Annotated in this window: 18 protein-coding genes and 6 pseudogenes; 12 read left to right on the top strand and 12 right to left on the bottom strand. The window is 54.1% G+C overall.

Annotated elements, in window-relative coordinates:
* Positions 1-114: 114 nt before the first annotated feature.
* Positions 115-867 (top strand): annotated as a pseudogene (locus tag AC4ANK_RS19010) (MCP four helix bundle domain-containing protein); the annotation flags it as partial.
* A gap of 573 nt (positions 868-1,440) precedes the next feature.
* Here AC4ANK_RS19010 and AC4ANK_RS19005 read toward each other — a convergent pair.
* Positions 1,441-1,698, bottom strand: a complete 258-nt coding sequence (locus AC4ANK_RS19005) for a DUF3577 domain-containing protein (protein WP_235807995.1) — start codon at positions 1,696-1,698, stop codon at positions 1,441-1,443.
* Between the two features lie 317 nt (positions 1,699-2,015).
* On the opposite strand from AC4ANK_RS19005, the gene AC4ANK_RS19000 reads away from it, so the two are divergent.
* The 3 genes from AC4ANK_RS19000 to AC4ANK_RS18990 are packed head-to-tail and all read left to right on the top strand — an operon-like array spanning position 2,016 to position 5,085.
* Entirely contained in the window at positions 2,016-2,654 is a 639-nt protein-coding gene (locus tag AC4ANK_RS19000; RefSeq protein WP_058887155.1) for a recombinase family protein, read from the top strand.
* Positions 2,655-2,665: 11 nt separating this feature from the next.
* Complete coding sequence (locus AC4ANK_RS18995; RefSeq protein WP_460385170.1) at positions 2,666-4,345, top strand: transposase family protein; 1,680 nt, start codon at positions 2,666-2,668, stop codon at positions 4,343-4,345.
* Complete coding sequence (locus tag AC4ANK_RS18990; protein ID WP_460384773.1) at positions 4,330-5,085, top strand: AAA family ATPase; 756 nt, start codon at positions 4,330-4,332, stop codon at positions 5,083-5,085. Before AC4ANK_RS18995 ends, AC4ANK_RS18990 begins: the two co-directional genes overlap by 16 nt.
* A gap of 341 nt (positions 5,086-5,426) precedes the next feature.
* Here AC4ANK_RS18990 and AC4ANK_RS18985 read toward each other — a convergent pair whose 3' ends face one another.
* The 5 genes from AC4ANK_RS18985 to xopAG form a co-directional block, all read right to left on the bottom strand.
* The gene (locus AC4ANK_RS18985) at positions 5,427-6,719 is read right to left on the bottom strand and encodes an MFS transporter (RefSeq protein ID WP_060403044.1); all 1,293 of its coding nucleotides are present in this window, start codon (positions 6,717-6,719) and stop codon (positions 5,427-5,429) included.
* A 12-nt stretch (positions 6,720-6,731) separates the two neighbouring features.
* Entirely contained in the window at positions 6,732-7,709 is a 978-nt protein-coding gene (locus AC4ANK_RS18980) for a phytanoyl-CoA dioxygenase family protein (protein WP_060403045.1), read from the bottom strand.
* A 23-nt stretch (positions 7,710-7,732) separates the two neighbouring features.
* On the bottom strand, positions 7,733-8,428 hold the full coding sequence (locus AC4ANK_RS18975) for a nitroreductase family protein (protein ID WP_044422903.1): 696 nt from the start codon (positions 8,426-8,428) through the stop codon (positions 7,733-7,735).
* A complete protein-coding gene (locus AC4ANK_RS18970) occupies positions 8,428-9,420 on the bottom strand; it encodes a nitroreductase family protein (protein ID WP_460384776.1) in 993 nt (330 codons plus the stop codon). Before AC4ANK_RS18970 ends, AC4ANK_RS18975 begins: the two co-directional genes overlap by 1 nt.
* A gap of 816 nt (positions 9,421-10,236) precedes the next feature.
* Positions 10,237-11,718 (bottom strand): XopAG/AvrGf1 family type III secretion system effector, encoded by a 1,482-nt coding sequence (xopAG, locus tag AC4ANK_RS18965; protein WP_460384778.1) that lies wholly within the window; start codon positions 11,716-11,718, stop codon positions 10,237-10,239.
* Positions 11,719-12,113: 395 nt separating this feature from the next.
* Here xopAG and AC4ANK_RS18960 point away from each other — a divergent pair.
* A pseudogene (locus AC4ANK_RS18960) lies at positions 12,114-12,479 on the top strand (transposase zinc-binding domain-containing protein); the annotation flags it as partial.
* Between the two features lie 55 nt (positions 12,480-12,534).
* Here AC4ANK_RS18960 and istB read toward each other — a convergent pair.
* Positions 12,535-13,290 carry an IS21-like element ISPsy14 family helper ATPase IstB gene (gene istB / locus AC4ANK_RS18955; RefSeq protein WP_002552598.1) on the bottom strand — a complete coding sequence of 252 codons (756 nt, stop codon included), beginning with the start codon at positions 13,288-13,290 and terminating at the stop codon, positions 12,535-12,537.
* 20 nt (positions 13,291-13,310) lie between these two features.
* The gene (gene istA, locus AC4ANK_RS18950; protein ID WP_054082386.1) at positions 13,311-14,825 is read right to left on the bottom strand and encodes an IS21 family transposase; all 1,515 of its coding nucleotides are present in this window, start codon (positions 14,823-14,825) and stop codon (positions 13,311-13,313) included.
* Positions 14,826-15,029: 204 nt separating this feature from the next.
* Here istA and AC4ANK_RS18945 point away from each other — a divergent pair.
* A pseudogene (locus AC4ANK_RS18945) lies at positions 15,030-15,947 on the top strand (IS91 family transposase); the annotation flags it as partial.
* A 211-nt stretch (positions 15,948-16,158) separates the two neighbouring features.
* Here AC4ANK_RS18945 and AC4ANK_RS18940 read toward each other — a convergent pair.
* On the bottom strand, positions 16,159-16,476 hold the full coding sequence (locus AC4ANK_RS18940; RefSeq protein ID WP_080719072.1) for a hypothetical protein: 318 nt from the start codon (positions 16,474-16,476) through the stop codon (positions 16,159-16,161).
* A 34-nt stretch (positions 16,477-16,510) separates the two neighbouring features.
* Positions 16,511-16,708 carry a hypothetical protein gene (locus tag AC4ANK_RS18935; protein WP_031599159.1) on the bottom strand — a complete coding sequence of 66 codons (198 nt, stop codon included), beginning with the start codon at positions 16,706-16,708 and terminating at the stop codon, positions 16,511-16,513.
* A gap of 150 nt (positions 16,709-16,858) precedes the next feature.
* On the opposite strand from AC4ANK_RS18935, the gene AC4ANK_RS18930 reads away from it, so the two are divergent.
* From AC4ANK_RS18930 to AC4ANK_RS18915, 4 genes and pseudogenes are all read left to right on the top strand, one after another.
* On the top strand, positions 16,859-17,944 hold the full coding sequence (locus tag AC4ANK_RS18930) for a DUF3616 domain-containing protein (protein WP_002556026.1): 1,086 nt from the start codon (positions 16,859-16,861) through the stop codon (positions 17,942-17,944).
* Between the two features lie 294 nt (positions 17,945-18,238).
* Positions 18,239-19,254, top strand: a pseudogene (locus tag AC4ANK_RS18925) (phosphatase domain-containing protein).
* A gap of 361 nt (positions 19,255-19,615) precedes the next feature.
* Positions 19,616-20,650 carry an IS110 family RNA-guided transposase gene (locus tag AC4ANK_RS18920; protein ID WP_460384781.1) on the top strand — a complete coding sequence of 345 codons (1,035 nt, stop codon included), beginning with the start codon at positions 19,616-19,618 and terminating at the stop codon, positions 20,648-20,650.
* A 949-nt stretch (positions 20,651-21,599) separates the two neighbouring features.
* A complete protein-coding gene (locus AC4ANK_RS18915) occupies positions 21,600-23,684 on the top strand; it encodes a hypothetical protein (RefSeq protein WP_004661249.1) in 2,085 nt (694 codons plus the stop codon).
* On the opposite strand, the pseudogene AC4ANK_RS18910 reads toward AC4ANK_RS18915, so the two are convergent.
* Positions 23,660-23,857 (bottom strand): annotated as a pseudogene (locus tag AC4ANK_RS18910) (transposase); the annotation flags it as partial. The gene AC4ANK_RS18915 and the pseudogene AC4ANK_RS18910 overlap by 25 nt on opposite strands.
* Between AC4ANK_RS18910 and AC4ANK_RS18905 the strand changes: the two are divergent.
* The gene (locus AC4ANK_RS18905; RefSeq protein WP_369812050.1) at positions 23,768-24,076 is read left to right on the top strand and encodes an addiction module antidote protein; all 309 of its coding nucleotides are present in this window, start codon (positions 23,768-23,770) and stop codon (positions 24,074-24,076) included. The pseudogene AC4ANK_RS18910 and the gene AC4ANK_RS18905 sit on opposite strands and share 90 nt — an antisense overlap.
* A gap of 182 nt (positions 24,077-24,258) precedes the next feature.
* Here the strand turns inward: AC4ANK_RS18905 and AC4ANK_RS18900 are convergent.
* Positions 24,259-24,601, bottom strand: a pseudogene (locus tag AC4ANK_RS18900) (MerR family DNA-binding protein).
* Positions 24,602-24,692: 91 nt separating this feature from the next.
* Here AC4ANK_RS18900 and AC4ANK_RS18895 point away from each other — a divergent pair.
* On the top strand, positions 24,693-25,655 hold the full coding sequence (locus AC4ANK_RS18895) for an arsenic resistance protein (protein ID WP_002556007.1): 963 nt from the start codon (positions 24,693-24,695) through the stop codon (positions 25,653-25,655).

Below are 25,655 nucleotides of genomic sequence, written 5' to 3'. Positions count from 1 at the left end.
TGACAGCCTTCTACTACAAGCCATAGGGCGTTTCGACGAAGTGCTTAAAGTTTCCGACTTTGGGTCGATATCCTGTTGAAGATGTCAACCATCATTGGAAAACAGGAATCTCGTATGCGCCTCAGAAATCTCAATTTAGCTCCAAGAGCCGCCCTGTTTTTCGCTTTAATAATCGTTCTGGTTTTTGTGCTGGGCATATTCGCAGTAATGCAAATGGGCAAGCTGAGGGATGCCGAAAAGGACGTTGAACTGAATTGGATGGCGAGCATCCGCCAAACGGCGTTGATGAATACCACCACCCTTCGCCTGAGGCTAGAAACCCAGCGATTCCTCGCTGACCCTCAATCTATTCAAAAGAACATTGAAAGCTTCGCGGGCTATCGCAAGGCATTCACCGATGCGGTGGCGAATTATGAGCCCCTCATAGCAAGTGATAAAGAGCGCTCGCTCTACACATCGGTAAAAAACAGCGCCGACGCATACGCCAAGCAGCTGAATCTTCTCGAGCCGTTTATGAGGCAAGGCGACATAGCCACAGCGGTCAACCTAGTGAGCACTGGCATCCGTCCGTTGACTAACACGATGGAAGAGCAGGTCAAAGACCTGACCAACTTCAACAATGAGGGCGCTGCGAATGCCGGGCAAACCGCGACCGACCTCTATGATAATGGCCTTTGGCTAGTGATCGGCCTTATAACTGGCGTGGTCATCTTGACGATTGTTTTGGCACTATTACTGACGAAAAGTATTACCTCTCCGATTAATGATGCCCTATCTGTTGCGGAGCGTATCGCAGCCAGTGACCTCTCCAAAGAGGTATTGGTAGGGAAATCAGCAGATATGCGGGTTCTGTTGGCTTACGCACAACCTGGATGTTGAGAGCCAGATAGTGCCGATGACTACGATCCTCTCCAGAGGGGAGATGACGGTAGAAGCCAAACATTGCCGGCCTGTCCTGACTTTCTGTGAGCAGCCCGTGATAGGCCGCCTTGACTGTATAAGCTAGACGCTGGGCCAGCTCACTAAAGCTCTTAGGATTATCGACGTGTACAGCCTGATCCCATGCAGCCGGGGTCAGAATTACAGGTAACGCCAGTAATGCTTTTTGCTCAGCGGTGTATTTGTTCCGAGACATTGATTGCTCCTGCCTTGGAAGAAAAACTTCTCCCTGGATGGGGGAAATTTTTCCCCCATATGGGTTGCTGGGTTTAGTAGGCATTCATCACTTTCGTGAACGTGCGCGCTTCCGAATGCTTGGCACACTTTTACGATCATCGCCGAAGCGACGTAGCCTCGAGGACCTTGGCTACATTCCGGTGGCCGTCATCAACAGTTTTCCGGATAAAACAACGCCATAGGTGCGGCGCACAAAAACAACCTGCCTGGACTAGTCCTGACAGGCTGATATTGAGAAGTGCTAGACCTCGTGGATGAGGTAAGTTAGTAGCCCAAAGCTTGCAGATCCTGCTCGATAGAGCGTTCTTCGGGACCGACTTCAGTATCGTCGGCAGCAAGCTGTTCCGCTTCATCCGGAATGTTTACGGTTTCGGCGGTGGATTGAGTTTCGCGCGGCTGCGCTTTGTACACCTCTACTCCATCAATCTTGATGAAACTGATGAACAAGAGCCGACCTTTGAGGCTTACACCTGGTTGGCCGTTTTTGTCGCCCGAGGTGTACGTGAAGAGTTCGGTGTAGATATCACCAATACGTGCTACGGCTTGCGTTTATAAATCATCGGGCTCGTGTTTATCCGTCTTTTTGGACCCAGATTAAATGACGCTATCCGGCCGAGGCTGCCCACATTATTTGATTCTATCCGGGCAGTTGCCCACATTAACTGACTTTATCCGCGTTCCCAACCCACATTATTTGCATCTATCCAAGCCCTGCCTACTACCTACGCCCGATACCGTTCATCTTTGTACGGTGGCTATTGAAAACGCACGTTTTTACCATGTGAAAACACCAAGCAATATTGCTTGGTCGTTTCGACGCCACGCGAGGGAGCGCACTCATGCTGCCCATATCGTCCCCCAAATGTGTCGCCTATCTGCGGATATCCACTGGCGACCAAGACGTGGAGAAAAACAAGTCCTCAATCCGCCAGTTGGCTGATGAGAAGGCCTTCGCCCAGGTAGAGTTTGTTGAGGAGAGGATCTCGAGCAAGGAGTCCTGGCGTCAGCGCAAGATCGCTGACGTGCTTGAGGCGCTCGGTACCGGTGACAGCCTTATTGTCAGCGAACTCTCCCGCCTGGGTGGCAGCCTGTTAGAATGTATGGAGATACTGTCGATAGCCGCACAAAAAGGTGTCTGCGTTTTTGCAGTCAAAAGCCTGTGGCAACTAGATCCAGGTATCCAGGGCAAGATCATCACCATGGCTTTTTCCATGGCGGAGGAGATTGAGCGCGACCTCATTTCTCGCCGGACGAAGGAGGCTTTACGGGCTAGAAAGGCTGCGGGCCAGGTCCTGGGGCGACCGCGTGGAGTGGGAAAGAGCAAGCTCGACCCCTTCCGGGCCGATATCGAAACCCTGCTCAATAACGGCACGACCAAGACCTTTATCGCCGAGCGTTACCAAACCACCCCAGCGAACCTGCACAACTGGTTGAAGACGCGCGGCTTAGCACGGTCGCAAGAGCCTGGGCGTCGATAATGGCCAAGCAGATACCGGTGGAGGCATTAATCATGCTGCGCAACAACCTGGATGCCTTACCGGTTCGCAGTGCCGAGCGCCGGCTTCTGGTGCAGGAAGTGGCCCATTTGCATGGTGTCTCGCTGTCTACGGTCCGACGAGCGCTCAGCCAGCAACACGCACTCCAGACGGTGCACCGTACCGACTTCAACCTGCCACGCATTCTGCCGACCAGCGAAATGGAGCTTTACTGCGAACTCGTCGCCGCACTGCAGCAACGGACAGAGAACAAAAAACGACGCCATCTCTCTACCAAGGAATGTATTCGTCTATTGGAAGGCGGTGTGAACACCCCGCAGGGCACGGTGATAGCTCCTGCGGACATTCTGAAACGCAGCACGGTGAATCGCTACCTCAAACGTTGGGGCTATGATCGGAGGATGCTCACGCTGGAACCGCCTTGGGTCCCATTTCAGGCGGTTCACAGCAATGACTGTTGGCAGTTTGACTTTTCACCCTCTGACCTCAAGAAGCTGAACAGCCAAAGCGGACGCCGGGGTGATGATCGCACCCTGATGTTGGCCAGCGTGGTGGATGACCGTAGCGGTGTGTGCTACCAGGAATACCACTACGTCCTGGGGGAAGATGCCATGACAGCGCTACGCTTTCTCTACAACGCCATGGCACCGAAGCCACAGAGTGACATTCCGTTTGGCTGCATCCCCAAGATATTACTGTTGGACAACGGCCCGGTAGCGAAGAGCAAGCTGTTCCGGCGAGTCATGACTCACCTGGGGATTGAAGTCCGTACGCACATGCCAGCAGGCAGCGATGGCCGACGTACGACCGCCCGTAGCAAAGGCAAGGTAGAACGGTCTTTCAGGACGGTCAAAGAGTCACTGGAAACGCTGTACCATTTTCATGAGCCAGAATCTCTAGAGGAGGCTAATGAGTGGCTTCGCCAGTACCTACGGCGTTACAACGCAATGACACATCGCCATGAACGGCACTCGCGACTGGAGGATTGGTTACGCCAGGCGCCGACACAGGGTTTACGAGCCATGTGTGACTGGGATCGTTTTTGCTCCTTCGTCCGTGAACCTGAAACCCGTAAGGTCGGCGGTGACGCCTGCGTTACTAGCGAGGGGGTGCGGTATCAATTATCCCCTGAAATGGCCTGCCTGGAGGTGACACTGCTCTGGGGACTGCTCGACCAGGAATTACACGTCGAATTTCAAGGGGTGAAAAGCGGGCCTTATTATCCCGCTGCAGGGCCGGTACCGTTGGACACCTACCGGAAACTGAAAAAGAGCGCTGTGCAGAAACGGGCCGATCGGATCAGCGACCTGGCCAAGCACATCAGCGTTCCTCGTTCAGCGCTGTCCGGTATTACTTCGTTGTCAACGCGTCAGCTTTTGGACAACGCTGAAGCTATTGCCAGTGAGTTGCCATCATCCATTCCGTTCGAGTTGCCAGCCTCGTCGTTGGATGCGCTACGATTTTCCAACCCGTTGGAGGCTAAGTTGGCCATCGCCACTCAGCTCGGTTATCCATTGAGCCGGTTGACGTCGGCACAAATGGTGGAAATTGATCGACTGCTCGCTGAAACCCTAGACAAGAAAACCGTCTTAACGCGGATGCGCATGGCGTTCGCCACCCCAAACTCTCAAAAGGCCAGTGGTGCAGGAGATGACTCATGTACGGAGAAATGATGGATTTCTACGGCCTGTCTAAGGACTTTGACAAGGCCGACTTCTTTGAAACCGATGCATTCCGCCAGACGCTGCTGAATCTGAAGGCTGCTGTACGTTCTGGCGGGATCGTGGCGCTGACGGGAATTGTGGGCAGCGGTAAAACCACGGCGCTGCGCCAGATTCACCAGTCGCTGAAGGAGGATGGCTTGGTACTGCTGGCCAAGTCCCTGGCGACAGACAAGCAAGCGGTCAACATTGCAACCCTCTATACCGCACTGTTTGCAGACCTGCCGACCGGCAAGGACTTTAAACCTAACTTGGGGACCGAGAAGCGCGAGCGGGCGCTGCAAGGGCTGATTCGTAAGCTCAAAAAGCCAATCGTACTGACGATCGATGATGCGCATGACTTGGACGGCCGAACCCTGATCGGCTTGAAGCAATTAGTCGAAACCGTGCAAGGCGCCGGTGGCACCATCACCATCTTGGCGGCGGGTCATCCAAAACTGAGCATTGACCTCAATCGAGCCAGCCTGGAGGAAGTGGGTGCGCGTACCAAAGTCTTTCAGCTCGAAGGCCTAGGGCCACAACGGCGTGAGTTCATTGAATGGGTGCTGGCCAATTGCTGCAAAGCTGGAGCGCAACCACCCGCGATCTTCACAGAGGCTGCTGTCGAGTTCCTGGCCGAACGCTTGATAGATTTCCTACTACCTGAGCCGAGCCCTCGCCAAAGGCGTGCTGGTGGGGGCCAATCCCGTTGACGTTGACCTGGTGAAAACGGTGCTATCGCCAGACCTGGAAGGTCTTGAAGCTAGGCTGGCCCGTAATGGCTATGGCATTAATGCCCTTTGTGGCCATCTTGGCGCACGACGAGCGGAGGTCCGCGCCTATCTGGCGGGTCAACTACCACCGGGTCGAGCCGAGGACTTCAATAAGGAGATTCATAAACTTGGTGTCTTGTGAACTGTAATGATAGCCATCGATAATTACGTAACGAAAACTCAGCTACCAAGGATTTCTCGGTGGATGAGCTTAATCTCCGTTGGTCGAATTCCCCGTCGCTTGTGACGCATAAACAAAATCAGATCGATGCGACGCGGCCTCAAGGCGTCGCGGCGAGTTGATCTTTGCTGGTACGTTGGCCGATCAACATCAGCCCCCCACCCAATAACAACAAACCTGCGGCGAAGAAGATGTAAATCCCATACACGTCCAGAGGCACGTCAAAGTACGCCATCAAGCCTTGCGCCATGTTGAGCGTCTGGGAACACACCAGCGTCCCTGTCAGCGACGCAATGGCCAGCACTGGCGTAATGGTTGCGGACACACGCCCCATATAGCCTGCAGGCACCGCCTCCTGAAGCATCGGCCCTTGAACAATGGCAAACACCGAGAAGAACAATCCACAGCAGAACATCATCGCCCACGCCAGAGAGAACGGTGGATGAAGCGAGTAGCCCAGGTAGCTCAACCCCATGCAGAGCAGCGAAACCGTAAAGGCCTGGCGAATGCTCAACGATTTCAATAACGGTCGCACCAGCAAGGCTGCAATCAACCCGCCGACAGGGAATGCGGCGAGGATCAGACCGTACTCATAGGGACTTAACCCCAGGGTTTTGAAGGCGTACAAAGACAGCGCGACATTGTTGACCCCCAGTGAAAAACCATACAGCGCAACGCCGATCAGCAGGGTTCGAATCGAAGAGTGTCCCCAGGAAAACCGCAGGCCGGCGAGGAACCCACCCCAGAATGGTGGCCGTTCCTGCTCCGCCAGCAGAGTCGTGCGAAGGCTTCGGGTGGAAGCAATACACAGCGCCGAACAGGTAAAGGCCAGCACATTGATCAACAGTGCCCAGACAGGCCCGACCCACACAAATAAAGCTGGTCCCAGGGATGCCGAGAGCACTGAAATGCCTGTCAGGGAAAACATCGCCTTGGCGGACGCCTCCACCCGACGTTCTGACGGGATGACGACTTGCATGATCGCCTGGCGAGACGGGTTGAAAAATTGTGCCGCCACACTGTTTATCAACAACAAGAGCAGTACCCCCGTGAGCACCTGCATCTGATCGAGTCCGGACAACGAATAAATCACAATAAAGACCAGGAAGTTGAGCACCCTGATGGCGTCAGCGCCGATCATCACGTAGAGCGGGGTCATGCGATCGACCCAAGCTCCAGCCAGTGGCGCTACTAACACGCGAGGAATGGCCGAAGCCGCCACCCCCAGGCCCACGGCCGTCGGCAAGAAGGCACTCTCGCGAAACAAGTCAGTCACCAGCCAGACGATGACTGTGGCCTCGAAAACGAACTCGCCAAAAGACGAGAGCGCTTGCCCCAACCATAAAAGTGAAAAATTTCTGCTGATAAAAAAATCTGCAAACCGCTTCTTCACACTCAAGGCACCTTACTGGTTGTAAACACGTTCGAAAGACTCAAGCAGCCGCTGAGCACAGGACCTGATGGGTTCGGACATCCCGAACTGTGCAGCAATTTCGAGTGCCATCACCGCGTTCTTGTTACCTTTAACCGCTTCACCGATGGCCGTCAGGTCTCTCCACCGCTCCCAGGAAGGATCAAATTCGACGAGCGGGGGATGCCGGTCCTTCCAGTAAAATCCCCAGGTGTCCCAGCCCTCGTAGAACGTTTGCCAATCCTGGGTCAACAGCGGCTTGGCAAAGTTGCTGATTGCCAGCGGATCAGCCAGTGGCTGAAAACGCGCCTCTATGCTGCAACGCCAACCCTCGCCGGTATTTGTCGCGCCGCCGTGAGGGGTAAACGTGTTGAACAGCAGCACATCGCCTGGGTTTAGTTCGAAGACGTTCTTGTGGCCCAATACTTCGGGGCACACTTGCCACCCGGATGGATTGAGCGCCAGCTCAAGCGGCAACAGTGTTTCACCCGGTTTTTTGTTGTAAACAGGCAGCGAGCCCGAACCTTCATCCACGTGAAAAAAGGGTGCCCACAAAGTAATCTGCCTACCACTGCCTTGAAGCTCAGGAAAGTCCTGGTGAACGCCGGGTGAACAGTGCAAAGATGAGTCCACTGGGGCAAGGCCCCGTATCCATTTGACTGGATGGACAAATACGTCTTCGGTATCGAGTAGCCCCCTCATCACTTCCATCACCCGAGGGTTCTGAAAGAGCTCTTCGGTCAACTCACAACGCATGGCATCGGCGAACTTCAAAAGATCGGCATCAGGCTGCAAGGGTTCTTTGAAGCGTGGCTGGCCGCCACAGGTAAAACCATTAGTTACTCGGTTGCTGCTCAGTTGCTGCAACACTTTCGCAGCCAGCAACTTTAACGTCGTATTGTCCAGCAACTCCCGAACAATGACGTAACCCTCTCGCTCGTACGCATCCTTCAGTAGCGAAAGTCTGCTCATGTTGCAACTCCTTGCGACGTAAATCAGCCCGGGAAAACTAGCCGAATCGCGTACAAAACATCCCTTTCTTCACTCAGACGCAGCATTTTTGAAGCCGTTTCTTCATGTACTGCCGGGGTCATTCTGGCTGCCAACCCTTGATGTTGGCCCTCCAACAATAAGGCATGCCCCACACGCCCAACATCCAACAATGCTCTGGCATAAGCGATATCAGGGTCGCTGAAGGCTTCGACAGCAAACTGCCAATTGATTCCCAAAAGCACTGTGATGCCTTTACCGCCAGCCCAACCCTGACCCTGAATGATCTTCGCGACCACTTCAGAGTCACTCGCGCGGTCCGAGCGCTTGAGCGCTCTGGGCGTGTGATCCAGCAGCCACGCTGCATCGGCCCAACCTTGTACGCCGCGGGTGACAACTCCAGCGAACAAATGCGTTTCCTGAGTCAAGGCCTGGTATAGACATCTGAGCGTCGCCTCAAGCACCGAGGATGGCAACTCTCGTTCGGCAACAGAAGTAAAGCTACGCCGTGAAATAGCGCGCTTGACGTCGTAGCCGGACACCAGTTTATCCAACAGGTAGCGATGGCTTTGAAAATCGTGGCGACCCTGTGAGTGATCAGTCTCCAGCGTTTTCAGAAAAACATAGGGTCGCTCCCAATTATGTTTCTCCCAGGTTTCAGGAATCGCAAGATCATTGCCACATCGACTCGCATACATCATTAACTCCACCCCTCCAGCAATCCAATTGAAAACGCAGGAAGGCCGTCATCCGATGACTCATCCGTAAAGTTTTTCGCGTATTCGAAGTCCACGATAAACCGCGATGTGTAGTGCCAGTTGCAATAACTAGCTAATGCTGACATCTGAGCTTCTGCATGCCCTACATCAACTAAAAGGGCGCGAAAGCTGCGGGGATCCCTATAACGAAACATTGATCGTCTCACAGCAGCACAAAGCACCAGCCTTGCCACCCAATCGGCATCCGAGGTGGCTATGCGCCCGGCAGCAGGTGACGTCGGCAATGTTCTACTGACCAGTTGCAATTCACTGTTAGTCGGGGCGAAATAGTAGACACCTGTCTCCAGCATCGGCGAACGATGAATCTCGACAAAACACTCCGTAGGGTGTCTGGCGCCGCCTGAAGGGATAGACTTTTTGAGCAGCTCAACCTGGTGATAGTCACGCTCGCCATCGTAATAAGCAGGTTGGTGCAAGCGTACACCGAAGGTCCCCGAGAGAATCATGCTGAACTGATAGAAAACAGAGTTTCGCAACTCATCGATGTCCAGATTGATGGCATCAACGATAGCCACATTCTTGAGCGACTCAATGCTCAACTCAACGGCTGGATAGTCATGCTCCTTGACGTAAGCCGCCATGATCCGAGCATCTGCCTCCAATGCCGAGAGACCTTGGGACATATCGAGAAACGGATGATTCTGTGTTGCTATGTGGTAACCCGACTTGGGCTCGCTGAGCGTTTGCGTACATACAATGCTCAGCAAGATATTGGTATCGGCCTCACTGAGCGTTTTATCTAGCGCAATAACGTCTTTCAACTGATCCGCGCTGACCGCCTGGCCGCAGTTGTCTGCGATGAACTTACCCAGACTTTTGGAGATCCTGACTCCGCTACAGCAGGAGGAATACTCAATCCAACACTCTTCCTTACCGTTGCCGAACACTAGTGCTGCTGGATTTATGTAGTACATAGCATCCTCCTTTAGATACCTGGAGGGTATTCCCTCCAGGTATCCTGCCTTCTATTTAGCCACTTTTACTGGCTTTGGCTTGGATGGAAGTTTTACATTCAGCAAGTTGCAGGTCGCGCTTTGCAGCAGGGCTACTTTTACTTCTTTCATGTTAAAGTTCCTCTTTTCAGTTGGGCTGGAAAAATATCAAACTCGCTTCGACTTGAGTTGCTAACTTCGTTTTTTTACCGGCCACATCAATCTAAACAGCCAGGCCGCGATTGTCAAAGCAATAAATAGCTAAATTTATAACTGCATGATCCACATACAAAAAGCAGATATTTATTCCTGCACGCTATAAATATTTCATTTCTTATAAGAAAAATTACTACATCTTTAAGTTCAGCCTAAAATAACTGCTACAACCTACCGAAATGTTTAAATTTTCAATAAGTATTACCGACGCAAGTAGCGGGGTATTCGCATGAGTAGCCGATTCACATCAGTCTGCTTTAATTTATGCGTCGCAAGCGACGGGGAATTCGACCCGCAGAGATTAAATGATTTTATCCGCACACCTGTACGATAGAGGATCCTCTTTCGGACAGCGTATTGAGCAGATTACCGTGAGCTCAGGAGAGTCCTGCGGCTCCTGAAGTCGGTTGGCTGTTCCATTGCTCCCCGGACCCCAACAGAAACTATTGGGCTTGTGCTCAATGGGGAAGCCCTTGTAGTACGATTTTTTCCGAATTCTGCGGGCTCCCCAACCAGAGAGGCGACAACCATCCTGAGACCGGAGGGACTATCGGCATTCTTTCTGTCGACCGTCCCCACACTTTAGCCGTTGTAAAACTGCTTAGAGGCGTTTTTGCATATCTGTTTGTAGAAATCGTCACCGTCCTGGACAGTAAAACCAGCACCCACAAAGCACCCTCGCGCAATTTCGCGGAGAGAATGCCTGATTCCGCTCGAATTGTCGTATACGGCATTGAGGCAACCTATCAGAATCACAACATCATCTTTTGACAAGGGGGCCTCACCACTCATTATTCTTGCGTGATTAACACAGGACGTCGCGTTGAGAGCTGTAAACGAGTCTCCTAATCCAGAGGCGTCTTCAAATCCTACACCTGAATCAATAAGTTTTACATGAGTTAAAGGTAGGTTTTTCAAGTCTGACATTGATTTATGTTCCAAATCCTCTATTTTATCGAGGGGTAGCTTGAAGATTTTTTCTTGTATATAAATATATGCATGGTAGAGCACCGGTCCTGCAATGCTGGTATTCCTCTTAAACACACTCTTTGCTAAATCTTGCTCTGAGAACGGCCTACTTAGTTCTATTTTATCAGCTTCGTCTTGGAGTACAGTGCCTCGATTATAATGACTTTTCAATATGATCCGTTCCGCATCACCCCAAGTGTCTTCACCCGCATAGACCTGTCTGAAAACCAAAAGTGCTTGGCCTGCTGCGAATTGGGAATCACTGTTGAGCGTGATATTCTTTCGAAGTAAGTTATCAAGAGTTTCCATACACTGCTTGGGCGTGAGAGCTTTTTCGCTATGAGTCTTTTCTATGAAGTGTTTCAGGCCTTTTTCCACAAATGGCTTTGTGATAGAGCGAGATGTATAACCAGTAGATCCCGTTTCCTCATTTCTAACTCCAGTCAAAGAATATTTGTTCTTGCTTATATAGGCCTCGCTATTTGTAAGGTCGAAGTCTTTTGGTATTTTTTTCGGATTGAGTTTTTTTATTGCTTCTTCATTGGTAAGCTCACCTTTCAGGCACATAATATTCTTCAGAATTGATGAGTGCGCTTGTTCGGTGTCAACTAGGTCGGAGAGGTACTCTTTAGTTGCCGCACGATAATCAATCATCGTTAAAAATTGATTCTCTCCGCAAAGCCTAAGCGGGCTTAAAAGCGAGTTATTATTTTCAAGAGTGCTGCTATGGTTGTTTTGGTAGCGCTTTCGCGCTTTGTCTTGTGCATCGTTAAGCCTGGCATCGCTGGTAAAACCACATTTGCCATCATGCAGAGAAGTGGTAGAAAGAAAAAAATTATTGGCAGTTTTATCGTAGAGGTAGGCGCTGCCTGCAAGGTATGCAGCGTACCTCATGGCGCGGAACGGCAATTTAGAGTTATTGCTGGATTGGCCTTTTGAATCGCCTTCGTGTGTCTTTGCGGTTTGCGTAGCGCTCAGCGCAGCGGGTTCATTATTTTTCGCTATTGTATTAGTTGCTTCTATCTTAGGCGATGCATTAAAAGTAGTCTGCACCATTCTTGACGCTGAAGAGAGATGACTGTTCTTTATTTGCATAATCTAGGTATCCTATGTGCTTCTGGTCATTAGCTCGTTTTACAAAGCTATACGTGGTCGTCGCCAAGCGTAGAGTTCCACAATGAATTTTCCTTCCCCCTCCAGCTCCAGTCCAGAGTGCATCCAGATTGATTATGTTGCCATCGCTCTGGATGGTTAATGTCCGCTAGCCAGGATCAACCAACTATTAATATAGGTCAAAGAAAGTTGCAGTTATCTGCTCCTAAACTTGCACTGATTGCAAGCGCGGCCGTTTTCGATTGCAAGCCGCTACACCTAACTTTAACGACTTGCACGAACAGGGCAGCCTGCGGCTGCAAATCGCCCGTTCTTGCGATCGCGTAGCAGCAGAAACATGGATTTGAGCTTTGTCATGAGGCCCATTATTGATCATCATGAAGCCTGCTTACCCACCGCTGCTGCTTCAGATGAGTCCAGCCTACACACCTCGACCGCTCAAAAACCTCTTCACCGCCAATCAATGCTGGGCACACCTCCTCGAGGAGGGCGGCTTGCGCAACATCGAAGTCGAGTCCGTCACCAAAATGCTGGCCTGCGGCACCTCGATCCTGGGCGTCAAACACTACACCTGCGGCAACCACAGCTGCCCGCACGCCAAATACCTGTGCAACACCTGCAGCTGCCGCGCCTGTCCATCCTGCGGCAAAAAAGCTACCGATCAGTGGATCGCCAATCAACAGCACCGCTTACCTGCGAATTCCACGTCATCCGGACACTCAGCCCACCAACATCCGGACACTCGTTCCACGCTTATCCGGACAGGCAGTCGGAGCGCAGCGACGCAGGTTTGCATTGTTAGTCTGAAGCCCCTGCCGCCGTCAATTTCGTTGCGCGCCTGCGCATCGATTCACCCTTCAGTTCAATTCGATAAGCGTTATGCACCAGCCGGTCGAGGATCGCATCGCCCAAGGTCGGATCGCCGATCAACGCATGCCATTTGTCCACTGGCATTTGGCTGGTCACCAGCGTCGAGCGGTTGCCGTAGCGGTCGTCCAGCAGCTCAAGCATGTCGCGCCGTTGCGCGGCGGTAAACGGTGCCAGGCCCCAGTCGTCCAGGATCAGCAGGTCAGTCTTGGCGTAGCCGGCCATCAATTTGGCGAAGCGGCCATCGCCGTGGGCCAGGCCTAGTTCTTCCATCAAGCGCGGCAGACGCAGATAGCGCACGCTGTAACCGTCGCGGCAGGCTTTGTGAGCCAGCGCGCAGGCAAGCCAGGTTTTACCTACGCCCGTCGGCCCGCCGATGATCAGGTTCAGGCCATCGCGCAGCCATTGGCCGCTGCCCAGTTGCAGGATCAAGGCCTTATCCAGGCCACGCGGGCTGCGGTAGTCGATGTCTTCCAGGCAGGCGTTGTGGCGCAACCGCGCGGCTTTGAGGCGGGTGGTCAGGCGGGCGTCTTCGCGCTCGGTCAGCTCGCGATCGACCATCAGACCGAAGCGTTCGTCGAAGCTCAGATCATTGATATCAGGCGTTGCGTGTTGTTCGCCCAGCGACTTGATCATGCCGTGCAGGCGCAAGGTTTGTAGCTTGTCGAGCGTTGGATTCGGTAGCATTTCGAAGCTCCTTTCTCAGGTCAGTGGTAGTAGCCCGGGCCACGCAGGTTGATGTGCTCGTCAGGCAGCAGCGGCAGGTTTTGCTGGGCCAGCGGCAGGCGCTCCAGCCCTTGGCGCAGGATCGACTCGAGGCTTTTGTAGCTGCATGCGCCCAGTGCCAGCGCCCGCTGGCACGCGGCTTCCAGCCGCGCTTCGCCGTGCTGTTTGCTCAGGCGCAGGATGCCCAGGCAGGCGCGGAAGCCGTGTTGCGGATGGATTCGGCGTTCGAGGATGTAGGTGATGACGCCGGCGGTGTTAGGCCCGGTCTGCTCTGCCCAGCGGATCAGCCGTTGCGGTGTCCATTCGGCGTGCTCGCGGTGGCTCTTGGGCATGTGCTCGGTTTGGGTGGTGTGGCGGCCTTTGTGCTGCGAGCGAAGGTGGCTGGCCACGCGCTGGTTGGCGTGGAAGCACTCGACGGTCTGGGCCGTGAGCCGCACTTCGACTTGGTGCTTCACCAGCTGGTACGGCACCGAGTAAAAGTGGCCATCGACCTCAACGTGATAGTCGATATGGACGCGTACCTTTTTCCATTCGGCATAGACGTACGGGTGTTCCGGCAGGCCTTCCAGGGCCGGTTGGTCGATGGCCTCGAAGGCTGACCGGCGTGAGCCGGGCAGCTTTTTGAAGGGCTTGTGGTTGAGGCGATCCAGCAGTAGCGCGATGGCTGTGTTGAGTTCGCCAAGCGAGAAGAACTGGCGGTTGCGCAGCACCGCCAGGATCCAGCGTTCGACCACTTGCACGCCGACTTCGACCTTGGCTTTGTCCTTGGGCTTGCGCGAGCGAGCAGGCAAGACGGCGACGCCGTAATGCTCGGCCAGATCGCGGTAGCTGGGGTTGATATCCGGCTCGTAACGGTGCGCTTTAGTCACGCCACTGCGCAGATTATCGGGCACCAGGATCTGCGTTGTGCCGCCGAAAAAAGCAAAGCATCGGACGTGCGAGCCCAGCCAGTCGGGCAGTTTCTGCGACCAGGTGGCCTCGGCAAAGGTGTAGCTGGACGCGCCGAGAACGGCGACGAAGATCTGAGCCTGACGGATCTCGCCGGTTTGTCGGTCGATGACCGGCGCTGTTTGCCCGGCGTAATCGACGAACAGCTTTTCGCCAGCACGATGCTCCTGGCGCATGACCACGTCGACCTTGGCGGTCCAAAGGCGGTAGTGCTCGCAGAACCAGCTGTATTGGAAGCCTTGCGGGTGAGCGAGTCGATATTCCTGCCAGAGCAAGGCCAAAGTGACGCCGGGGCGGCGCAACTCCGCGTGTACCCATGCCCAGTCAGGCATTGGGCGCTGGTCGGTCGGCACTGGCACTGCCGGTGGAAACAGCCGTCGATTCAACTCCGCGTCAGAAATATCGATGGGCCACTGAAGCCCACTGGCGGCGAACCGGCAAAGGTAATCCCCTGCACTCGAATGGCCGATGGATAAGCTGGCGGCGATCTTGCGCACGGACAGGCCAGCGTCGAACTTTAGGCGTAGTACCTCTCGGATTTTACGCATGGATAAACGCTCCACGACGACCTCTTCGCTTCGAAAAAAGAGGTCGATAGTAGTGAATAGTCCTGCGTTGCTGCCTGCCTGAAAGTGTCCGGATGGCCGTGGAATCGGTGTCCAGATGCTTGTGGAATGAGTGTCCGGATCAGCATGGAATCAGTGTCCGGATGTTGGTGGAATGGGTGTCCGGATAGTCGTGGAATCCGCAGCTTACCCGAGTGTACCTGGCAACACCTGGTGTTCACATTGCCTGACACCCTGTGGCCGCTGTTCTTTCATAACCGTCACTGGCTCGATGCCTTGTGTCGCCTGGCCGTCGACAACCTGCTCTATGCGGGCCGACGCCGGGGCGTGGAGGTGGGTGTTTTCTGCGCCATCCACACCTACGGCCGGCGACTTAACTGGCACCCACACATCCATGTCTCGGTCACCTTGGGTGGGATCGATGACGCAGGTGTCTGGAAAGATCTGTCGTTTCATCCATCAGCCTTGCGTCGGCGCTGGATGTGGAATGTACGCCAGTACCTGCTCAGTCAGTGGGAGCACACCACCGTCCCACCTGAAAACGCTCATCTGCAGAGCGAAAATGACTGGCGTCACCTTGTGCTCAACGCCGGTGGTCAGCACTGGCACATCCACTTGTCGAAGAAGACGAAAAACGGCCGAAAGACAATCAATTACCTGGGCCACTACCTGAAAAAACCGCCCATCTCGGGCAGTCGTCTGGCGCACTACACCTCCGGTGCCACGTTGAGCTTCACCTGCCTGGATCACCGCACCAAGACCTATCAGCAGGAAACACTGAGCCAGACCGACATGCTGCGCCGGGTGGTGCAGCACATCCCCGAAAAGCACTTTCGGATGATCCGGTATTTTGGATTTCTGGCCAACCGCGTCTGTGGCCGACAGCTACCCCGGGTGTATGAGGCGCTACGCATGGAAAGGCGTGGCAAAGCGCCAAAACTGTATTTTGCGCAGATGAGCAAAGCGTTCTTGCATCGGGATCCGTTCAGCTGCGTGCTGTGCGGAGCGCGGATGGTGTACACCGCAGCCATCGCCGGCCTGACGGTGCAGGGCTTGATCAACAACGCTCAAAGCATCACGCAATTGAGGTACGTGCCGGCCTGATACGGGAGAGGTGCGTCCAAAATCTGGAAAAGGTACAGAAAAGTCGCTTTCAATCCATTTTTCGGCGTGGGTGATGGGTGAAAAAAGCTTTTTGCCGACATCGACGCCACGTTGGCATCACGCAGAGGGTGCCTTTTTAGGAGGATTACCCTGTATAGGAATTATTGAAATTCCTATACATCGAGGCACGCTGCGTGTTCAACTACGACCGTCATGAAGCTCCGCGACGAGCTCGCGCAACGTTACGAAGCACCCAGCCCGCTTTTGAAAAAGCCCACCGGTTCAGGACGAGGCTATCAAGCGGGTCATACGGGCGGTTGTCCCAGTCGTGGCTTGAGATATTCACCCTTCTAGCATTTGTGATCAGTGTTCCTGTGTGCCCTCCCCGAGAAATCAATTGGACTGAATCATCTGACTGTCGCTCGAATTCGATCCGAACCAGAATGGGATAGTCATACCCATTGCCTTTGGCCTGAAGCGGCTCAGTACACGTTATGAACCCCATGACAGGGATAGCAATCGCGTTCATAGAATGTCCCTTAGCCCTTTGGCTGTGCAGCGGCTCATTGGATATAAGCGCTTTCGATCAACCACGTAGCATCAGCGGCTGTGGGTACAGGATTGAGCGCTATGTTAGCCAGCTTTTTTTCTATCCACGTCAGCAGTGCGGTACGCCCTGCTGGACAAGGCATTAGATCACGCTCCAAATGGTTGGCAAGCTCTGAGATAGCCACATCGCGCTCGGCACTTTTTGCAGTCATCGCAATTTTCCTATGCATGGACCGGGGCATTGCCCTCTGAAGCGGTGGGTGTAGCATTACGGAGACAGCGCGGCTGGCCGGGGTCTACGCCCCCGCAGCGCAGCATGTCGGCTTGTCACCCTGTCAACTTTATCTGAAAGGAGCATACTCATGCGTAAACGTACTGCGCTACTGCGTTTTGATCCAGCGCTTGCCTCATTGCGCGATGGCATTTCGGCAGTTCAACGGATTGGTACCACGCTCTGGATCGCCAACGATGAAACCACGAGCCTTGAACGGCTGACCGTTAGAAATGCTGCGCGAGGCGAGGTGATATGTGATGAGCACCGATCATTTTCACTAATCAAGTATTTAAAGTTACCTCTACCAAAGTCGGATGCGGAGATCGATATCGAGGGGCTGGCCTATGATCACGGCACGGGTTACCTCTGGCTGGCCGGCTCACATAGCCTGAAACGCAAGAAGGCCAAAGCCGACGATTCCTCGCAGAAGAACATCAAGCAGCTATCGACGGTAGAGGCGGATGGCAATCGTTATTTGTTGGCCCGCATCCCGGTGGTTCAGGAGGGCGACAGCCATGTACTTACCAAAAAGGTGGATACCGATGCTAGAACAGCAGCACAGCTAAACGGTAACGAATTCGGCAATGACTTGATCAAGGAAATTGCAAAAGACGATCAACTGAAAGACTTTCTGCTGATCCCGAGTAAGGACAATGGTTTTGACATCGAAGGGCTGGTAGTCATCGGCTCGCGCCTGTTGTTAGGGTTGCGTGGTCCGGTACTCCGCGGTTGGGCCATCGTGTTTGAGATCGAGCCCGAACTGAGCAAGGACTCGACTGATACGCTGGTGCTCAAGAAGATTGGTCCAGATGGGCGCAGATACCGTAAACACTTCTTCGAGCTGAATGGCCTGGGTGTGCGTGACCTGTGCATCTCTGGTGACGACCTGCTGATTCTGGCGGGGCCGACAATGGAGCTGGACGGTCCGGTAAAAGTCTTTCGCTGGCACGGTGACTTTGCCGAAGAAGAAAGCGTGATTTTCTCGGACCAATTGGAGATCGTGATGGAGGTGCCTTTCGGGCAAGGCGTCGATCATGCCGAGGGCATGTGCATCTTTGGCACCGGAGAACAGGCCGGTGATGAGCTGTTGATTGTTTACGACGTTGCCGCGCAGCGTCGCAAGCTTGGTGACACAGATGTAGAAGCGGACTTGTTTACGCCAAATCAGCTTTAAAGACTTGGCGAAATCGGGGTTTGGGGAGCAACGGAACCGTAAACGCACTTAAGAAGTGGTTAGATGTAGCGGCTTGCAATCGAAAACCCGCGGGCTCGCATTAATTGCGACTATCAGTAGCCGCTGGCTCGGATTGCCAACGACATGCGCAATGTCGTCGCACGTTTCAAGCTGGTTGGCTGATCAGACCGGCACAAAATGCCGAAATTTCCGTCACGGGGTCTCACTGCCAGTTGGAACCGTTGGAGCCTATGCGCCCACGAAAGAGGTGCATTTGTTCATAGGATCCAATTCATGCAGAATCATGTCATTACTTCCCGAGGCGTCATACCTTTGTCGAGAGGGGGTTCAGCCAGCGATCTCGAGCCTGCCTATGCGCAGTTGACTCCCGAAGCCTATCGACACGCGGTTACGAAATTCAAACAAGCGCTGACTACACCGGAGCGGCCGACCGGTGAACCCGTGTTCCTCTATGACCGCACACCAGGCGAACTGGAAAATTTCCGTTCTTCGGACAGTTTTATTCTTCCTCATCACCTCAATCAAAAAGGCTGGGACACGCTGCACATTTCCGGCAGTGCCAGTATCGCCAGTTTGGAGCAAGTGCAACGCTTACATCCCACCCCCGAAAGCCCCGTCGTGGTATTGGATGTACGAGAAGAATCTCACGCGATCGTTGGGGGCTATCCATGTACTTGGCGACTGGGCAACAATTGGGCGAACGTGGGTAAAAGTCGCAATGCCGTCATCGCCGATGAGCAATCTCGCATCGCTGCGCTCAAGCAGCAGCCAGCAGTCGAGATCATTCATCGCAAGGATGCCAAACACGGGCTGGAGAATCCTCGTAAGGTAGTGTTGAAGAACCCGGATATCTCCAGTGAAGAAGACTTGGTGAAGTCCACTGGTGCAGGGTACCTGCGTTTGATGGTGACCGACCACATGGGCCCACGTTCGGAAGACATTGACCTATTCCTAGCCATGGAGCGCGCGTTACCCGAGCACGGTCGGGTACATATCCATTGCGGTGTCGGGCAAGGCCGCACAGGCATCTTCATCGCCATGCACGACATGCTCAAGAACGCTCACCGCGTATCGTTTCATGACCTGATAGAACGCCAACTCGCGTTCAATCCAGGTCGCGCGCTGGATTTCAACAAGGATGTCACCCACGAAGGCCGCGCCAACCTGCGCAATGACCGCTTGGAATTCATTTCGCTGTTTTACGAATACGCCAAGCAAACCCCAAAGGAGCGCCCCGCTCATGGTCAGAATGGCTCGCTGACCCGAACACCCCCTCTCAACAACGCTGACTGACTAACAGGGGTACTTCAGAAAACGGAATTTAAAGTAGGGGAGCACGCAGAATCCGGAAAAAATCGTACGGTAAGCTCTGCCGACAGGAGATAGGGCCATGTCACGCCTGGGCGGTGTCTAATTGAAGTACACCTCAATCCGGCGTCAGGATACTCACTGGCACCGCGTCAGACTAGGGCCGTTTTCTGCATTTTCTGACGCCGAGGCGTCTATCTTTATGGTTTCAACTGACAGGTAGAATGCTTAGCGAATGAAAGGGACTTCCCCGTCCCAAGGGCGCGGCGAAAGTCGCGAATCGGCATCGAAGTGCCATGATGAAGTGTCAAACCTGCATCAAAACCACAGGAGGGGAAGTCCATGCCAATTATTACCGTGGGAATCGATCTAGCCAAGGCCGTATTCGCCGTTCACGGCGTTGATGAGGCTGGTAATGCAACCTTGGTGAAGCCCAAGGTTGCGCGGGATCAACTGGTGCCATTGATCGCCCTGCTGCCCCCTTGCTTGATTGGTATGGAGGCTTGCTCAGGCGCTCATCATTGGGCGAGGGTGTTCGCCGAGCACGGCCATACGGTCAAGTTGATGGCTCCTAAACTCGTTTCGCCTTATAGAAGGTCGGGTAAGCGCGGCAAGAACGATGCCGCAGATGCGGCCGCGATCTGTGAGGCAGTGACCCGACCCAGCATGCGGTTTGTCCCTGTTAAAGACGAGCATCAGCAGGCCACTCTTTGCCTTCATCGAACCCGCCAGGGATTCATCGAAGAACGCACCTCTACGTACAACCGACTGCGCGGATTACTTTCTGAATTCGGCGTGGTCCTGCCACAAAGCCCAGAGCGATTGAGAAAAGAGATTGGTCCCTGTCTGGACACCTTGCCTGGCTGGGCAAGACGGTGCATGAGTGAACTGTTGGAGCACACCAGCCATATCGAGGATCGGCTGGTGGAACTTGATCGAGCCATCAATCAGATCGCTCGCGAAGACGACCGCAGCCGTAGGCTGCTGCAATTGCGTGGGGTTGGCTCGACCACAGCAAGTGCTTTAGTGGCCAGTATTGGAGATGGGCACGACTTCAGAAACGGTCGCCAAGTGGCTGCCTGGCACGGTCTGACGCCAAGCCAGTACAGTAGCGGCGGCAAGCAGCGCCTGGGAAGTATCACCAAAGCCGGGGATGCCTATTTACGCAGTCTACTGGTGCTTGGAGCTCGATCTGTCATGGCCAACCTGGGCAATAAGCAAGACCCTCTCAGTCGCTGGATCCGCAACCTCATGGAGCGACGGGGTTACTGGCGTGCGGCCGTGGCGATTGCCGCCAAGAATGCGAGGATGGCCTGGGCCGTCCTGCATTACGGCGACACGTTCAAGCCTGAACAGGCAGAACCAACGGGCGCGTAAACACCAGAGGTCATGACTGATCACCTTGTAAGGCGTTAGGGCGAGGATCATGAGCGGATAAAAGGATCAATGTGCACTGCCGTCGTTGATGTGAAGCGGGTTGGACCTGCGTGAGGGATACCTGAAAAATCGTATGGGAAATTCAGTCCCGATTAGCGAACGAGGCCCTCACGTGCGTCTTTCATCAGGGTCCGAGCGATCAGCTCAAGATGACCGTTTGTAGTACCGCAGTCCTTCACCTTCTTTCCGTCGATCCGGCACATGCAGCGGAGTCAAACAGAAACTATTGGGCTTGTGCTCAATGGGGAAGCCCTTGTAGTACGATTTTTTCCGAATTCTCTAGGCTCCCCAAGAAGGCAATCGATAACCGAGGCATACGGATCGTCTCTGTGGATCCGCCCACCAGCCATCAAGGCATGACGGCTTAGTCGGGTGATGAGTTCACCGACCGCATGTCCCATTCGTTGCGTAAGATGTTTTCACCCTTCTAGCATTTGTGATCAGGGTTCCTGTGTGCCCTCCCCGGGAAATCAATTGGACTGAATCATCTCACTGTCGCTCGAATTCGATCCAAACCAGAATGGGATAGTCATACATTGTCTTTGGCCTGAAGCGGCTCAGTACACGACACGTTATGAACCCCGTGACAGGGGTAGGAATCTCGTTCATAAAATGTCCCTCAGCGCTTTGGCTGTGCAGCGGCCCAGCAATCCTGCCAAGTCTATTATCAGACTCTGTTTCGAAGCTGTCTTTGGAACCCTCCTGTGATTTCGAACACTCATTGGCGGGGTGTCGGCTCTTGCCGGCTGGTCAAATAAACAACAATGTCGAGGCAGCGATGAAGCCCGTTCAATCAGTTAGTGCAACACAACACTACAATCCTCTAACCAATCTTGGGCAAGAAGCGTCATGCTCTCATGAAATAAGTGGCATCACGCAAACAGAGGGAATGCAGGCCACCGCTGCAACGACGCAGACCGCAGAGCAACTTACCACGGCGCGCGTTAGAGACATCACGGCGGCGGCCAAGGTCATACCGGACGGGACGACTGTGATGTCGCGCAAGCCGGAAGACCTCAGCCAATTGCAGACTGCCTATCTGGCCGCCAAAAATGCGCCCACGCACCCTGACCTCTACCTTAAGCTCTGCGAAACTTTTCGGGTACACGACGAGCGCCACGCCAGCGAAGGCCATGAGAACATCTGCGCGAAGACCATGACTGCTCGGATAGACGACGATGCGATCCGTGTAATGGCATATGCCTCTAGGGGCATGCATGGCGGTGATGTGAACAATTTCCTAAAGTTCAGCTTCAACTCTGGCCTGCCAAACCCTATCAGCAGCGCGTTACCCAGTATGCTTACGTTCGGTGCGTCAAGCTTCATCGGCGCCGTCCACGGACCGTGGTCTGGTTTCGGCAGCGCGCTTGCGTTCGCGGCCGCCAAGCCGTTCATGGCCGGCGGCATTCAGCCTGCCATTGTTTCGTTGTGCGACAACATCCGCGGACGTAATGCGCCAACCGTGCTGGCCAAAGGCGAAGTCAATGACGAGATCTGGTTGGATGCCGCAGCCCAGACTCTGGAGGGCCTGAACGAGGACACGCGTCGTGCTCTGACTTCTTTCGATGATGCTGTGCAGGCCGCGATTACGTCGGTGGGGATAAGGGATCCGAAGTTTCTCGAAACGGACGAAGGACTTGAATTGTTTTTCGATCATTTGAGCGATACCCACTTCAATTGTCTGCGCGAGGCCCTAGAGGGCGTCAATAATGCGCTGCAGAACACCGCTCCGCAGACTCGGGAATCACTTAGAGCCTTGGAAGAGGCAAGCCGCCCGAACATGCTTGAGCAACGCGAGACTACGCTGAAAGCCGAGTTTTCAAACCTTCGCCAGAAGGAAGGAAATGATTGGCAGCGCATCCCGCGCAGTCTCCGCGCGTCGGGCGGTACGTTGACCTCCGGACTGTCAGGTCTGAAGAGAGACGAGATACCGACACGCATGAATCCTGCTCTTGACCGGAAAAGCCATTTTGAGGGGCTCAACGCGCTCGCAAGTCCGGCTGTCGGTACCTCCTATGCGGCAGCGATCTCGCTATTACAGTCGCCTATGGCTGGCCTGGACGAGCGGAACAAGCAGAAATTCAATGTCAAGGCAGCTATCGTGTTCTACGACGCCTTCACGCCCGAAGGTAAGCAGCGCTATTTGGCCGGTGAGGAAATGGACCCGGACCGCGACGTCGACCAAGCGAAGCTGCGCGGGGTCTTCACTTCGGTGTCGGAGTACATGGTCAAGTCGACCCAAGAGAACCTGAAACAGCGACAAAAAGTGCTTGGCGTCGAAATCAGCGAGGCGGGGCATGCGCTCAATGCCTTGCCTGAAAACACTTCGAGCATCACTCCTCCCGAGATCCGCGCAAAAGTCGAACGCTATAAGGCGCTGTCGGCCGACATGTCTGCGGTGACTCAAGCCATCCGCGAAGGGAATCCGAACTTCTTGACCGATTTGCCGGACGGAGAAGTAAAGAAGGCTTTCGACGACTGCGTAAATAGCGGCGGCATGCACGTATTGGAAAACATGACCAAGGTGAAGTACGCAAAGCAGGGCGAACTCAAGGCCCAGTGGACGCAGAAGGTCTCCACGGACGTATCCATGTTCGGCCTGGCCGGCCAGTTCACACCCTCGATCGTCAATAAACTCGCTGCAGCGATCTGCGGCGGCGCAGGTCATATCCCCAATGCGGTTGTCGGATTTCTCGGTGCCTACAGCCTTGCGGCCTCATTCATCGGTGCTCAGACGCAGTTTGCGGCAATCAACGCAAAGAATAACTTCCGCGAAGGTAACCCTAAGCCAACGAGCCTGGAGACATTCATGCGCGGCAACCTTGCGCCGGTTATGCAGGCGAGTGCCAATCGCCATAGTCAGCATGCGTTGCAGGGTGCGGAGCAAGCGATCAGCACTGCTCGACAGGCTTTAAACAGCAGTCTCGGCCAGAATTTGCGCCGTCGCCCTAGTGCCCGCACGCAGCAGGAATAAGTGTCATCTTGCTGACGCTGCTCTTGGGGCTTGCTGTAGACCTTGATCCAGGCGTAGAGGCTGTGCACGGACATGCCCAGGCGCTGGGCGACATCGGCCACAGGTTTGCCTTTTTCGGTCACTTGCTTGACCGCTTCGATCTTGAATTCTTCGGGGTAACGCTGACGACTCATGGCACCTCCTATTTGGGCCTCATTATGAGGCTTGGAGGTGTCTACGAAACCAGGGGCGATTCAGTTGTCGCAAGAGCCAAATGGATGACCGAGCTTGCGCGTGAGACAGGTCTGTCTCGAGAGCAGCTTTACCGGTCGTTCAGTAGCAAGGGCAATCCAACCTTAAAAACCATGTTGACGGTAATGAGAGCCTTGGACATGACAGCTCGAATGCACTGATCCCCAAACCCCATTTTTGGGGGCAGGGGGTAAGCGTCCGCTCAACACACCTTGCGCAACTCAATGGGCGCCCAGCATTTTGATTTGCTTAGGAGCAGCAACCAGAGCGAGCCCCAGCAGCAGGTTCGAACAGTGACTCAACAATCGTACAGTCTGGAGTTTTCGAACCTAGGCATGTTGACTCACACGTGCTTGCCATTGATAGCAGCTCTAATACGGATCTGCTGGAGCTTGGCGACCTTCGACTCTACTTCTGCCAAGTGCTTCTTGACCACCGACAGCGCATCAGCACACGGACGATCAGCATTTGCTGCGAGTGCAATGAGTTCTCGGATATCGTCGAGTGGAAAGCCCAATTCACGATTCTGCCGGATGAAGACGAGTCTTGAACGATGCTTTTCGGTATAGATTCGATGCCGCCCTGTCGACCAGCAGAGCTGGAGGTAGAAGGCCTATTTTCTCGTAGTAGCGAATCGTTTCAATGTGGCAACCCGTTGATTTCGACAGCGCCCCGATTCCTGACATGCAAACTCCCCAAGCATTTTCTTGAACCTGTAGTAGCTACAGATATTAACCTGTCTTCAGAAAATAATTTCACGCGTTTGAAGGGCATTTCGTGGACAGAGAACAGCTAGAGAAGAACCAGATTCCCGTTTATTTCGTCGCGGTCATTGTCGCGGCCATCGGAGGCCTGCTCGCACCCAATGCGTCTCAAGCTCTAGGGGCGATGGTGACACCCGCCATCGCAGTGCTGATGTACGCCATGTTTCTACAGATTCCGTTCCTGGATCTCCGTAATGGGCTTGCGAATAAGCGTTTCATGGCGGCGTTGCTGACTGCCAACTTCGTGGCCATCCCCTTGCTGGTCTGGGCATTGACGATGGGGCTAACCGATCACCCTGCGATTTTGGTGGGTGCCCTGTTGGTTTTGCTGACGCCTTGTATCGACTATGTGGTGGTGTTTACCCATATCGGTAAGGGTGACTCCAAACTCACTCTGGCGGCGACGCCATTGCTACTTTTGCTACAGCTTGTGTTGTTGCCGCTTTACTTGGCCTTCATGCTGGGTAACAACTCAGCGGTAGCCATATCTATCGGCCCATTTATTGAGGCTTTTGTAGTGCTGATCGCTTTGCCTCTGGTCTTGGCGGTAGCAACGGCTGCCGGGGCAAAGAGATCCAGCATTGTTGAGGGCTGGAATGATGCATGGACTTGGATGCCTGTACCGGCTATGGCGGCTGTGTTGGTCGTTGTGATCGGTTCTCAGATTTCAGCGGTGGTCAGAGACATGGACAAGCTGCTGCCCGTTATTCCCGTCTACATTGGTTTCATGCTCTTGGCACCGTTGGTGGGCGCGCTGGTGGCCGGCGGCTTTAAATTGCCGGCCAGCACGGCAAGATCAGTCGCTTTCAGCAGCTCGACACGAAATTCACTGGTAGTTCTGCCTCTGGCACTGGCCTTGCCTGATGAAATCAGAGGGCTCGCGGCGGCAGCAGTTATTACTCAAACGCTGATTGAATTGGTCAGCGAGCTAATCTACATCCGGGCAATTCCTGCTTTGTTGTGGCGCAAAATGTAG

The sequence above is a fragment of the Pseudomonas sp. Pmew2 genome, assembly GCF_058129885.1.
Note: the sequence above shows the minus strand (reverse complement) of the source record. Positions and strands in the feature narration are given on the sequence as shown.